Consider the following 12,885-nt stretch of genomic DNA (forward strand, 5'->3'; position numbering starts at 1 on the left):
GTATTGTTAAAAAGCAGGTCTGAACAGGGACTTGTAAACTTCTAATATAAAGCCGACTTTGAAGAAGATTTCAGGATCTTCTCGCTTCTCTTGAGGCTCTGGAAACTCCTGAATCCGGAAAGATATACCAGTTCTTCATCTTCCGCGTTTTCATACTCCGGCAGTTTTTTTAATCTCTCAAACTCTTCCAGCCTGAACCGGTTTATATACATACTGAAATTTAATCCGTATGTTGTATTAATAAAAGAAGACAAGTATGTCCGGTTGGTCCCGAAAACTGTTATCAGGTCTGTAATTTTCAGATTTGGATCCAGATAAGGCTTTTCCTGAATCATGTATCTGGAAACGGTCTCATGATTGAGCATTTCCCTGCTTCCTTTTTCCTGCTCGGCAAGCCTGTCCGCTATAATGTCCTCCGTCAGCAGTATAAAATTTTGCCTGAATATATGATAACACAGGATCACATTCAGGAAAAGCAGGAATAAATTAGGAATGATCAATCCTATAAAACGCGTGTAGGCTTCATTATCAATAAAATAGTATAGAAGCGGAAACGGGATAACCAGAAACAAAGCTCCAAAAATCTGATAAAGCCATCTCAAAGAAGCCACTTCAAAATTAGAAGAGTATTGTACAATTTCTTTCCTGTACAGAATCACTCTTCTTATTGACAAGTATGTATAGATCAGACTTAAAGTTATTCTTATATAGAATCGCGCATAATCAAAAATGACAAATCCTTCATATCCTGTTCCCCATTGAAACGTTTTATCGTTTGTATTTCTTCTGATTTCTTCAGGCATCAGCATAAACCATATTCCATATGCTGCAGCCAGAGCATAAGGAGCAGCATAGTGCCAGAGTGTAAATTCCTCGGAAGTCCTGAGCCTTGTCAACTTAAAAACCAAATGGTAGAACATAACAGGAAGCACCAGCATGGAGAGAAAATTAAAGGGTTTTGTTTGAATAAATGCTTCCTGGTCAAAATTATAAAAGAAAATTGTAGTTATATAGATCATTTCCATTACATACCCCCATATAAGCAATACAATAACTCTTCTTACATATTTATCTACCTGACTAAAAAGTCTCATCAAAAGCAGTATGCTGCAGAAAAAAGCAGAAAATACGGCAACAGAAAAAGATATGAGCAGAAGTAAATGTTTAATTTCCATATTTCCTATAACTTACTATTTTCTTTAGATAGATCTTTCTGATCAAAGCTTTTTTTAACCCTCCAATACGACCGTACATTACCGAACCCCGCCATCAGGGAAAGCTCCTCCTGGGTCTTATCCTGATAATCACCATTTTTCTGAAGGTATTCCATTTCTTTCAATCGCCAAAGATTATTATACTGGGAAAAATTCACCCCGAACGTTTTATTTATAAATCCGGAAAGATAAGTTCTGTTGGTTTCAAAATAGGCTGCCAGATCATTCATCTTAAACCCTGCGTTCAGATAAGGCTTGTTTTTTTCATAATAGGATTCAAGTTCTTCTTTGGTAAGAAGCGGAACCATATCCATTTCTAATTGGGTTTTCTGTACCCCATCTTCTTTTAACAATGAAATGACTTCTCCTCCTGTAATCATGATAACATGATTTTCATTAGAAGACAATATATTATAGTTTTTCATCAGCATATTATACACAATAATAAGGTGCTGGGCAGAAAGAACTATCATCATCATTACAGTAATAAATCCTGGTTCCAGCCGGTTAAACGTAAGCAAAACAATAAATATAGCTTTCAGAAACATAAGGTATACAATCCAGAACATTGCTTTCCATTTTTTTGTCCCGTTGTTTTCCATCAGCCTTCTCCTGTATTTTATAATGCGCATGCTTCCCAATATAATGTAAAATACCATATAAAACAGAGATGATACTATAACATACGGCCTGAAAAAAGTGGGAATATCATCATTAGAAAACTGGTCGGTATAGAGATAGGTAATCATAAAAATGCCTATAACCACACAAAGAACGAAGGGAGGAATATAGTGCAGCTTTATATGAAGGGGATTTTTCTTTTTCAGCGGGGTAAGCAGGTAGATATAATGATAAAAAATAACCTGAGTGATCTGAATAACCAGACAGGTTAACGGGATCAGATATTTTAAAAAAGGCTCATATCCGGGATATAGCAAAGCATGGAACCAGCTGATGGCCATAAGAATAAAATAAACACATAATAATTTCTTAGCCTGATGCTCTACTTTGGTTAACTCCTGCTGATATGCAATAACAAAAAGCATCCCACAGGTAAGGGAAGAAATCATAGGTAGAGAAGTATAGATGTATTTCAAAAGCTCTGCCATACCAATAATAAATTATACAAAAATATAAAATTATAGATCAGGTTTTTACATGATTTTCATTATAATATTTTATTCTTAAAAAGCAAACAGCTTCTTCAACAAGATACTGTGCAAAAAAACAGGGCTCCGTTATAAAGGCCTGCATGATTCTCTGACAATTATCTGTTTTATATTGTTATTTTTCCATTGCCATTGATTATCCTAATTCAGTCTTTGAGCCGTCATATAAAAATAATAATTGGAGCTATCCTGAGTTGCATGCCAGGTACAGTTGTACCATTCACCATCCGGAAAAGTCAGCATGACGTTCATATATTCTGCAGTAGTTCCCGGTATCGTTGAGAACTGGTCATCTCCATCGATTACAAAACTGTAGGCTTGTGGAACTATACTCGCTCCTCCCCCTCCTATATTCTGGTTTCCGGTTGAAAGGGAAGATACATTGTATTTGATTGTTTCATTAGTTACATTATACAGCTTGGGACTGATATCATCTGTTCCGATTGACTTACTCATAAAATCCATTCTCAATCCTTTAATTTCAATGTATTTAGCCTGTTCGGAGGGGGCAGCCGTTAGATATCCTCCTCTTCTGTTCGTTGTGGTATAAGCTGTTTTAGAATACATTACCTTTACATTCGGGCCGCTGGTCTTGAACACAGAAGCAGGTACCGTGATTCTGGCTGACTTTACTTCTCCCACAGCAAATGATGAGCTGTTATTTCCCAATGAGACAGCGCATGTATTTCCGAGAAAGTTCAAAGGTACAGATATCGTATCGGGAGACGAGAAATCCGGTATCCCTGAAATTGAATAGGTTGCCGTCCCGTTTCCACTGTTCAGAACTCCCTCATTTAAGGTAAAAGTAAGTCCGTTCTGGGTATGTGCAGGGCCTCCAGCATAGGCTCCTCCATTCCCTAAAGTATAGGGAAGTGTCAGTACCCCTTCATAAGGCTGTCCGGAGATAAACTGAATAGGAAATGCTGAGGCATTCTTACAGTTGATACTTTGAACCACAGGTGTTTTGGTTGTAGAGTAATTGATGGCTTTCCACTCTGCTCCGTTCCAAAACAGGAATCCCTTATATTTCAGCTGGCCGATTCCTTCATTATATACCAGTAATCCCGAAGCAGGTGTGGCAATAGTGATACTATCCGTAGGACTGTTAAGCACTACCTTTGGAATTAAAACTCCTTTATCAGAGGATGCAATATCCAGTATGGCAGAAGGGTCCGGAGCTATTTTGCCTATTCCTATCCGCCCGTCAGATGTTATGGTGAAATCATCAGAAAATTTCTCATTATCAGGAAGCTCTAAAGTATCCTGCGGATTATTTTTCTTACTATCCACGTGAAATGCTCCTTTTGGCTGTGTTGTATTAATGCCCACCTGAGCTTTCACCGTCTGCATACAGCCTATCATGGCTGCCGTAAACATTATAATTTTTTTAGAATTGTTCATAAAATTTGGTTATCAATGGTATTTTTTAGCTTAATATGTTGAAATACTATATTTAATCACTCCGGTAAATGGAGATAACGTCTTTGTTTTTAATCAGGTCCGGATAAAGCTCCGACCCTCAAAAAGTATTTTTAAATCACACCGGATATTTCTTTATAGGATTTTTTCCACTTTGCTATTGTATTACGACTGATCCCCAGCTCTTTTGATAACTCCACATTATTCATCCTGTTTTCAGACTGGTACTTCAGGATTTTCAAAATTGATTTTTTATCATAGGACCGGTGGATTCTTTTCTTCCTGCTTTTGCCGAATATAATCCTGTTGATCTGGATTACATCAAGCGCTGTCATCGTATTTTTTTCAAGAAGTATACTGCATACATCCTTCTTTTCAGGATATTTCAGTTCAATAAGGTCACTGTAGATTCTCTTGTAATCAGGAGTATTTTGAATTATTTTTTGATTTCTCATAATGAGTATATTTTGGTAGTGAAAGAATATTATATTGATTGTAGTAACATGGTGTGTTTTTTTGAGTAGGATAAAGTATCCGGGCATCGCCTGTGTGTTTATGAAACCAATGGCAGATGACTTTTCTTTTCACCGGTTAGAAATTTAAGTACAGATCAAAGGTTACTGTTTCATAAAGCAGGGAATTGCTTTTTCATCATCGTATGTTTAAGAATCGTATTTCACTCTGATCTGTAAGAATTAACCCAACTGCACCGTTATCTTACTTTTCTGATTTCAATATAGGTGGCATTGGCTGTCCCTAAAGAGGGTACTCCCGGACTACGATAATCAAGTTTACGAAGAGTAAATGGTCTGTAATGCCCCGTTTGTAATCTGTATGATTGTCCTCCGATCAAATTTCTAATAATAGCTTTACCTCCATTTGTATGTTACCTTTACTGACAGATAAACAGCTCTATCATCTTCAAATTCAATATGCAATGTCGTTTTCTGCACCATCCATGAGGTATCTACGATGTAACTCCATAAATCGTCTTCCATCTGATCCGGTTTTCTCTCCATTCTTTCATACACCTGCTTTTTCGTCTTGCCCAGCAGATTATAATTCACGAATTTATTTTTGATTTTTAAAAACATTGGGAATTATGTTTAATGGTTGTACAAATGTTCTTTTTCCCAATGAATTTTATTAAAAACTCTTTGAGATAGGAACCCAAAATTTCTTTCCTTTTTTATTAGTTGAAGGCAGTATTATTCATACTCAAATTATATATGAATGCTTCAAATAAGACCTAATGGGGAGGGATCCTCCCCATCTGCAGGCTGCGAAAGTAATTACTAACGAATTGTTGTTACTACCAGGTGTTGTACCTTCGACAGCCTACAGGGTCTACACAAAACACTTAACTTAAGAATGCTTCACTATATTTTCAATTGTGTTATGATGATATGTCAAATAATTATTTATGTATCTAAATAACCTCAGTCTTCATCAGGTTTTTGCTGCTTGTATTTGGTCAGCCATTTATATAAGGTAGTCTTTGGTATTTTATAATCTTCCATAACTTCCTGCCTTGTTTTTTCTCCGGTATCAATAAGCCCAAGAATAAATTGGATGATTTCAGTAGTATAAATATTCTTCCTGAATACAGGTAGCGAAGTCTCTCCATCCTTCTCTTTCTTCTTCTCATTCATAAGATCTTTTCCTGTAGGAGCATACAGCATAATATGCTGAGTATATAGCCTGAAAAAATCATATCGTAACAATTTGCTCCACCTAAGCAGTACTTCAGTATCAAGAGAAGAACAAGTAAACATTTCCAGAATTTCCTCTTCCGTTCTTTTCATAAATCCAATAATGCGATCCATTTCCAATCCTGATTCATCTACTCTTCTTCTGATAAAATTCCCTATGTGAATACTTCTAAAATCTTCCATGGCTCAATGTTTATTTATTAAGTTACCTATGATCCCAAATGCATCGTGTAGGTATGCCAGACAGACAGGATGAGGAGGAAACCTCCTCATCGGGAAGTTGTTTCAAGCATACTTTTCATCTTTGTGTTTGTTTTTCATCATTTGTTTAATTCATCATTTGAATTTTAAGGTATGCTCAATAAACTGTCCATCTGCACAAAATACTTAGGGATGTATTATTGTTTAAAAAAAATTAATAGTAACATATTATGAATACTTTCTGAATAGATCTGATTAAATTCACTAGATAGATGTTATTCTTAATTTTGATGGAGCAAAACTAAAGCTTCACAATGAAGCATAAATAAAAAAAGGTAAAAATCAACACTGACATTTTGTAAAATTTGATTTACAAAACAATTAAAACGCTGAAATGCAATAACTTAATCAAACTAACAGATTAGTAAAAAAAATCGGCAGAATATTCGTAAAAAAAGAATTTATTCAGGATTTAAGCCTATCATATTTTATTTTTCAAGTAAAAAAAAATGAAAATAATTCGAAACATTAAATTATTTTTCACCAAGTGTTGATATTTAATATGACTTTTATTTACCAAAAAAGAGATGAAAAAAATAATGATGGAATTTTAATCAAGATCATATGTCAGACCCCAGCGTTATAAAATAAAAAAACAAATATTAAAGGTCATTTCTCATTTTCCGGTTTTGCCCTGTTAAAATAAAGAACAGGAAATATCCTTTTATAAATATTCATTATCTATCTAAACAACAAACATTTATGAAAAAATAAACATACACTGATGAATTGTCAGTGTATGTTTTTACCTTTTTCACAATCTAATACGCTGAATTAGAAATAGCTTTGCCCAGTTAATCCTTACCATATATTATGAAACTACAAAAGATATTAATAGCATCTCTGTGCAGTGGCAGCCTGCTGGCGGTTTGCTCATGCAGTAAAGATGATATTGAAAGTACTGAAACCAGAATTACATATGCTGACCTTCCTGTTGCCAGTCAGAAAATAATCACCGAAAATTTTGCGGATGCCTACGTAACACAGGCTGTAAAAAAGAATAATCCCGAGTCAGACGGTACACTTTATAAGACCTGGCTCAGCAACAGCTTTAAAATAAATTTTGATGTTAAAGGAAGCCCTACAGATATTGAGGGTCATCAAAAAAAAATCCCCGATAATATGGTGCATCCCAATATCCTATCTTATGTAAATCAGCATTATTCTGCTTCGGTGTACATCAGAGATATTGATAAAGAGCATTATGGCTATGAAGTGGAATTATCCAATGATGTAGAACTTAAGTTTGATAATTCAGGGAACTTCATGAGTGCAGAAACGGACAATGATTCTGGTGAAATTTCAATTTCATACAGCAGCCTTCCAAAAAAAAGCAGGATTTTTACAGAAACCCATTTCCCGGGAATCACGGTGTCATCTGTGGTAAAAAATAAAGTCATTGACAGTGACGGCATCCTGTATGAATTAAAACTGTCCAACGGTGCTGAAATTGATTTTGATCCGGAAGGAAACTGGATGGAAGTTGAAAATAAATATCATAAGATTCCCAGCAGCATAATTCCTTCTCCTATTCTGTTATATACCCAGCAAAACTACCCGGTACCCCTGTTTGTCAAAGGGATCAAAAAGAAAATCTACGGATATAAAACTGAAATCTCCAATGGAGTGGATCTGAAGTTTGATATCAATGGAATTTTTCTGGGTATTGATGATTAATAATTAAACCTCAATAACTAAATAATTGTACACTAGCCGGACAGATTCTGTCCGAAAAGCTGTCTCCTTCATGGAGACAGCTTTATTTTTTTATCAATATACCGGAAATAAAGCAATAAATTCAGCATAATCCTGTTTGTAGAATAAAACTAAACCACAGACTAAGCAGAAAATATTAATATTTTTCGTATGTAACGAATCCCCTGTTCTTCCAACTAATCCAGCATCAGATAAAACCGGAATTGTATAAAAGAGATCTACTACTTTAAACAAAACTAATGCAAACATCCTTTTTTAAAATTACCGCAGCCACTGCTGCGCTCTGTTTCAGCACCTTTGTACTCGCACAGCAGACCTATTCCGTAAGCGGAACGGTGAAAGACAAAAAGAATGGTGAACTGCTGATCGGAGTCACGGTAAAAGTAAGTGAAGACCCTTCCATCAATGTGATTGCCAATGAATACGGATTCTATTCTTTATCCTTACCGCAAGGAAATTATACGATTGTGATTTCCAGTCCCGGATATAAAGATTTTGAACAACAGGTCACTGTAAATCAAAACCTGAAACTTGATCTACCGCTTGTCCCGCAGGATACCCCTTCCAAAGCCATTGATGAAGTAGTGATCACCGGTATTAAAAAAGACAAAAATCTTTCTACCGCTCAGATGGGAACTGAAACCCTGAACATTAAAAGTATAGAAAAACTGCCCGTTCTTTTCGGGGAAAAGGATGTTATGAAAACAATACAGCTGTTGCCCGGCATCAAAAGCAATGGTGAAGGAAGCAGCGGATTCAGTGTACGGGGAGGTGCTACCGATCAGAATCTTATCTTACTGGATGAAGCACCGGTGTATAATGCTTCTCATTTGCTGGGCTTTTTCAGTACTTTTAACAGTGATGCCCTGAAAGATGCCAGCATTATTAAAGGAAACAGCCCTGCCCAATATGGAGGCCGCCTTTCTTCCGTACTGGATGTTAAAATGAAGGACGGAAACAATCAGGATTACAATGTAAACGGAGGAATCGGGCTGATCAGCAGCAGACTGAGCGTAGAAGGACCTATCCAAAAGGAAAAATCTTCATTCATTGTGTCTGGCAGAAGGACCTATGCTGACCTGTTTCTTAAAGCCAATAAGGATTACAAAGACAATAAGCTGTACTTCTATGATCTTAACCTGAAAGCCAATTACCGGGTTAATGAAAACAACCGCCTGTACCTGTCCGGATATTTTGGAAGAGATGTTCTGGGATTGGGTAACACATTCTCAACTGATTGGGGAAATACCACTGCTACCCTACGCTGGAACAGCATTATCAGCAGTAAATTATTCTCCAATACTTCCCTGATTTACAGCAATTATGATTACAAGATCAGTCTGAAAAGTAATGATAATGTATTTGATATGAACTCAAGAATACGGGACTGGAACCTTAAGCAGGATTTTACCTGGTTTGCCGGAAACAGGCATTCAGTCCGTTTTGGTCTGCAGTCCATTTATCATACTATTACCCCAAGCAGTGCTTCCGGAACCAGTGTGAGCAGTTTTCCAAGAAATCCAAGGTATTCATGGGAAAATGCACTCTACATCAATGATGATTTTAAAGCTACAGAAAAGCTGACTATTAATTATGGGATCAGACTTTCTCTGTTCAGTGTACTCGGAGGAGACACGTTCAATACTTATGAAAACGGAGTTCTTATCAGCAGCCGTTTTTTAGAAAAGGGAAAATTCGGAAAAACTTACGTCAACCCTGAGCCCCGTATTACAGCCAATTACCGCATCAATGAAGTGAGTAGTATAAAAGGAGGTTATTCCCGGAATACGCAAAACCTTCACCTTCTCAGCAACAGCAACAGTGGAAATCCTACCGACCAGTGGATAGGAAGCAGCTATAGTGTAAAGCCTGAAATTGCAGACCAGATCAGCGCAGGCTACAGCAGAAATTTCAAAAACAATAATTATGAACTCAATGCTGAGATCTATTACAAATCCATGCAAAATCAGATCGACTTCAAAAACGGAGCCCAGATCTCTTTTGATACCGGATCTGATGTAGAAAGTGAATTGCTGTTCGGAAAAGGAAGAGCTTACGGGCTTGAGCTTATCGCCAAAAAGAAAAGCGGAAAACTGACCGGCTGGATTTCCTATACGCTTTCCAAAACAGAAAGAAAGATAAACGGGATCAATAATAATGAGTGGTACAACGCCAGAATGGATAAAACGCACGATCTTTCCATCGTAGCAACCTATCAGCTGAATCCGAAATGGTCTTTTTCAGGACTTTTCCTCTACAGTACAGGAAATGCAGTCACCTTTCCTACCGGAAAATATGAACTGAACGGGCAGACCATATTCCAGTACAGCAACAGGAATGCAGACCGTATGCCGGCGTACCACAGGATGGATCTGAGCGCTACTTATGAGCCGGAATCCAATAAGCGCTTCAAAGGCTCGTGGACATTTGGGATCTATAATCTTTACGGACGTGAAAATGCCTATACCATCACCTTTGAAGACAACCCGAATAACCCGGGAACAACCCGTGCCATGCAGACCTCATTATTCCGCTGGGTTCCCAACATTACTTATAATTTCAAATTCTAAATCATGAAAAATACATTTCTTATCATATTATCCCTGTTCGCTTTATCCTCCTGCCAGAAAGAAATCGACCTGGACCTGGATGACCAGAGCGGAAATATTGTTATTGAAGGCAATATTACAGATCAGGCCGGGCCCTATACTGTAAGAATAACAAAATCCGTTGCCGTTTCCCAAAACAACCAATATCCGGCTATTACCGACGCAAAAGTAACTTTGAGTGACAATACCGGACAAACAGAAATTCTCCAGTACATTGGCCAGGGACAATACCAGACCTCAGCTTTTACAGGTGTGCCGGGCAGAACCTATACCCTGAACGTACAGGCGGAAGGAAAACAATACACTGCACAAAGTACAATGCCGGAGGCGGTTCCTTTTGAAGGACTGCAGCAGGACTCCTTTATTTTCGGAGATAAAACAAGCTATACCCTTTTACCTATCTTTACAGATCCTGCAGCTTTGGGGAACCGGTATCTTTTCAGTTTTACCATCAATCATTTAACCAGGAAGACCCTCAATGTATTTTCAGACAATGTGAATAACGGACTTCCCAACCAGCGCCCGCTGATGCTTCCTAATGATGACAACGACGGGAATGACCATGAAGTGGTAGCAGGCGATACCATCCATGTTGAAATGCAGAGTATTGACCCTAATATATTTACCTACTACAGCGCCCTCCTTGATATTTCAGGAGGTGGAGGGGTTACCCCTGCCAATCCTCCGAGCAACATCAGTAACGGAGCCTTAGGGTATTTCTCTGCCCATACGGAAAGCAGAAGGAGTTATATCATCCAGTAGCTAAACCCGACCATCCATAGCAAAAAGCTGTTCTGAAATACCGGAACAGCTTTTTTATAATCTAAGTTTTCTTTTCAGGGCATAATAACGGTATAACACCTTATCATACCGGATAATTAAGATCATTAGTCCTGCTGCATACAAAAGTGTTTTCAGATGCAGTATTTTATACAACAATCCTCCAATCATGCAGCCGCTGAAAAAACAGATAATAATAACCAGCTTCAGCATAATATTTTTTTTCAACTGCCTATATCCGTTTTCTTCATGTTTAAAAAACAGCTTTGACAGCTCTATACCCAGATCGGTAAAAAGCCCGGTAAGATGTGTGGTTCTTACTACAGACTGCGAGACTCTTGTGACCAGGGAATTCTGTAGTCCCATCGCAAAAAGCAGCAGTGCAGCAATGGTGTAGGCAGAAACTGTAATGCCCAGCTTTTTGATATCTGATAGTCCTGCAAAACCAAGGATCAGGATTTCAATAACGAGGGGAATAAGATGTGGACGAAGTTTTTTACGGCCGGAAGAAAACTCCACAATCAGACTTGAACAGAAAGCCCCGGCCAGAAAAAACAGAATATATAAAAGGTATACCAATGCATTACTGTAATTCTTAAGAAATATCTCTTCGGAGAAGAAAGCAAAGTGCCCCGTTATATTGGTTGTCAGTATATTCACAGACAATACTCCCGTAATATTTACAATCCCGGCAACAAATGAAAGGGCTGAAGCCAGTTTAAGGTTGTGAAAATAAGTCCGGTTTTTTCCTCTGTGCCTGAACATAACAAAATTCTAAACAGTTCAATTTCCAAATGATCTTATAACTATGATATGCAGTTACAGGACTTCTTCAAGGTTTTGTATACTGAAGCCCTGAGACTCCATCCACTCATCATTATATATTTTCGAAATATAACGTGATCCATGATCGGGAAAAATGAGCACTACAATATCTTCTGCGGAAAATGTGTGGCTTTCAGAATATTGTTTTAAAGCCTGTACTACGGCTCCTGTGGTATAGCCTCCCATAACTCCTTCTTTCAGCGCTGTTTCCCTGGCTGCAAAAGCGGAATTTTCATCATTCACCCGAATAAATTCATCTATCTGATCAAATAATAACGCTCCGGGAATAAGATTTTTACCCAGTCCTTCAATCTGGTAAGAATGAATTTCATTATAATTAATGACTCCGGTTTCATGATATGTTTTCAGAACAGATCCATCAGCATCTACCCCTATTACCTTAATATCAGGGTTTTGTTCTTTTAAAAATTTTGCTGTCCCGGACAAGGTTCCACCGGTACCGCAACATGCAAAGATATGGGTGATCTTTCCTTTTGTCTGTTTCCATATTTCAGGACCTGTACCCGTATAATGGGCCTCAATATTCAATTCATTAAAATACTGGTTGATATAAATGGATTCCGGAGTTTCTGCGGCAATTCTTTTAGCAACTTCGTAGTAAGATCTGGGATCATCAGCAGGCACATCCGCCGGGCATACATATACTTTCGCTCCTAAAGCTTTTAAATAGGCAATTTTTTCAGGTTTGGTCTTATTACTGACCGCCAGTATACACCGGTAACCTTTAATAATGCTGATCATGGCTATGGAAAATCCGGTATTTCCTGAAGTGGTTTCTACAATGGTTGCTCCTGGCTTTAAAACTCCTTTTTTCTCAGCAGTCTCTATGATATGGGCAGCGATTCTGTCTTTGGTAGAATGTCCCGGATTACAGGATTCAAGTTTAGCATATACAGCAGCGGGAACCTCCTTCATAATCCCGTTTAGTTTTACAAGAGGCGTATTCCCGATCAGCTCTAAAATATTATCAAATACATTCATTATTTACTACTCTGGCTACCTGCTTTAAAAGGGGATATATCTTTTCAGAAAAGAGTGAAAAACTGGATAAAATAAATAAGTAAAAAAAAAAATAATTTAGAAATGTCAGAGGGTAACCGTTAAAAACATATCAACTTAAATTTTTATCCAGTGCTTTTATATCCTTACTTCAGGTAAG

Annotated in this window: 12 protein-coding genes; 3 read left to right on the plus strand and 9 right to left on the minus strand. The window is 37.5% G+C overall.

What is annotated here, in order from left to right; genetic code table 11:
- Positions 1 to 41: 41 nt before the first annotated feature.
- From DRF59_RS01090 to DRF59_RS01115, 7 genes are all read right to left on the minus strand, one after another.
- Positions 42 to 1,094: a helix-turn-helix domain-containing protein gene (locus DRF59_RS01090; RefSeq protein ID WP_123873641.1), complete on the minus strand. Its 1,053-nt coding sequence runs from the start codon at positions 1,092 to 1,094 to the stop codon at positions 42 to 44.
- An 86-nt stretch (positions 1,095 to 1,180) separates the two neighbouring features.
- The gene (locus DRF59_RS01095) at positions 1,181 to 2,323 is read right to left on the minus strand and encodes a helix-turn-helix domain-containing protein (RefSeq protein WP_115956448.1); all 1,143 of its coding nucleotides are present in this window, start codon (positions 2,321 to 2,323) and stop codon (positions 1,181 to 1,183) included.
- Positions 2,324 to 2,524: 201 nt separating this feature from the next.
- On the minus strand, positions 2,525 to 3,784 hold the full coding sequence (locus tag DRF59_RS01100; RefSeq protein WP_123873642.1) for a hypothetical protein: 1,260 nt from the start codon (positions 3,782 to 3,784) through the stop codon (positions 2,525 to 2,527).
- Between the two features lie 131 nt (positions 3,785 to 3,915).
- Positions 3,916 to 4,257 (minus strand): transposase, encoded by a 342-nt coding sequence (locus DRF59_RS01105; RefSeq protein ID WP_115956450.1) that lies wholly within the window; start codon positions 4,255 to 4,257, stop codon positions 3,916 to 3,918.
- 257 nt (positions 4,258 to 4,514) lie between these two features.
- A complete protein-coding gene (locus DRF59_RS20880) occupies positions 4,515 to 4,655 on the minus strand; it encodes a hypothetical protein (protein WP_167456631.1) in 141 nt (46 codons plus the stop codon).
- Between the two features lie 16 nt (positions 4,656 to 4,671).
- Positions 4,672 to 4,896 carry a hypothetical protein gene (locus DRF59_RS01110; protein ID WP_115956451.1) on the minus strand — a complete coding sequence of 75 codons (225 nt, stop codon included), beginning with the start codon at positions 4,894 to 4,896 and terminating at the stop codon, positions 4,672 to 4,674.
- Between the two features lie 345 nt (positions 4,897 to 5,241).
- Positions 5,242 to 5,697, minus strand: coding sequence for a transposase (locus tag DRF59_RS01115; protein WP_115956452.1), 456 nt, complete (start codon positions 5,695 to 5,697; stop codon positions 5,242 to 5,244).
- An 891-nt stretch (positions 5,698 to 6,588) separates the two neighbouring features.
- On the opposite strand from DRF59_RS01115, the gene DRF59_RS01120 reads away from it, so the two are divergent.
- From DRF59_RS01120 to DRF59_RS01135, 3 genes are all read left to right on the plus strand, one after another.
- Positions 6,589 to 7,452, plus strand: coding sequence for a PepSY-like domain-containing protein (locus DRF59_RS01120; RefSeq protein ID WP_115956453.1), 864 nt, complete (start codon positions 6,589 to 6,591; stop codon positions 7,450 to 7,452).
- Positions 7,453 to 7,730: 278 nt separating this feature from the next.
- The gene (locus tag DRF59_RS01130; protein WP_115956455.1) at positions 7,731 to 10,061 is read left to right on the plus strand and encodes a TonB-dependent receptor; all 2,331 of its coding nucleotides are present in this window, start codon (positions 7,731 to 7,733) and stop codon (positions 10,059 to 10,061) included.
- 3 nt (positions 10,062 to 10,064) lie between these two features.
- Positions 10,065 to 10,862 (plus strand): DUF4249 domain-containing protein, encoded by a 798-nt coding sequence (locus tag DRF59_RS01135; protein ID WP_115956456.1) that lies wholly within the window; start codon positions 10,065 to 10,067, stop codon positions 10,860 to 10,862.
- A 54-nt stretch (positions 10,863 to 10,916) separates the two neighbouring features.
- On the opposite strand, the gene DRF59_RS01140 is transcribed toward DRF59_RS01135, so the two are convergent.
- Positions 10,917 to 11,645, minus strand: coding sequence for a YoaK family protein (locus DRF59_RS01140; protein ID WP_115956457.1), 729 nt, complete (start codon positions 11,643 to 11,645; stop codon positions 10,917 to 10,919).
- A gap of 54 nt (positions 11,646 to 11,699) precedes the next feature.
- Positions 11,700 to 12,707 carry a PLP-dependent cysteine synthase family protein gene (locus DRF59_RS01145; protein ID WP_407643376.1) on the minus strand — a complete coding sequence of 336 codons (1,008 nt, stop codon included), beginning with the start codon at positions 12,705 to 12,707 and terminating at the stop codon, positions 11,700 to 11,702.
- Positions 12,708 to 12,885 lie beyond the last annotated feature (178 nt).

It is taken from the genome of Chryseobacterium flavum (genome assembly GCF_003385595.1).
Classification (GTDB): Bacteria; Bacteroidota; Bacteroidia; order Flavobacteriales; family Weeksellaceae; genus Chryseobacterium; species Chryseobacterium flavum.

Coding starts and splice junctions, on each gene's coding strand:
- DRF59_RS01145 (WP_407643376.1), bottom strand. CDS start 12,707: ATGAATGTATTTGATAATATTTTAGAGCTGATCGGGAATACGCCTCTT.
- DRF59_RS01095 (WP_115956448.1), bottom strand. CDS start 2,323: ATGGCAGAGCTTTTGAAATACATCTATACTTCTCTACCTATGATTTCT.
- DRF59_RS01100 (WP_123873642.1), bottom strand. CDS start 3,784: ATGAACAATTCTAAAAAAATTATAATGTTTACGGCAGCCATGATAGGC.
- DRF59_RS01130 (WP_115956455.1), top strand. CDS start 7,731: ATGCAAACATCCTTTTTTAAAATTACCGCAGCCACTGCTGCGCTCTGT.
- DRF59_RS01090 (WP_123873641.1), bottom strand. CDS start 1,094: ATGAGACTTTTTAGTCAGGTAGATAAATATGTAAGAAGAGTTATTGTA.
- DRF59_RS01120 (WP_115956453.1), top strand. CDS start 6,589: ATGAAACTACAAAAGATATTAATAGCATCTCTGTGCAGTGGCAGCCTG.
- DRF59_RS01115 (WP_115956452.1), bottom strand. CDS start 5,697: ATGGAAGATTTTAGAAGTATTCACATAGGGAATTTTATCAGAAGAAGA.
- DRF59_RS01105 (WP_115956450.1), bottom strand. CDS start 4,257: ATGAGAAATCAAAAAATAATTCAAAATACTCCTGATTACAAGAGAATC.
- DRF59_RS01135 (WP_115956456.1), top strand. CDS start 10,065: ATGAAAAATACATTTCTTATCATATTATCCCTGTTCGCTTTATCCTCC.
- DRF59_RS01140 (WP_115956457.1), bottom strand. CDS start 11,645: ATGTTCAGGCACAGAGGAAAAAACCGGACTTATTTTCACAACCTTAAA.
- DRF59_RS01110 (WP_115956451.1), bottom strand. CDS start 4,896: ATGTTTTTAAAAATCAAAAATAAATTCGTGAATTATAATCTGCTGGGC.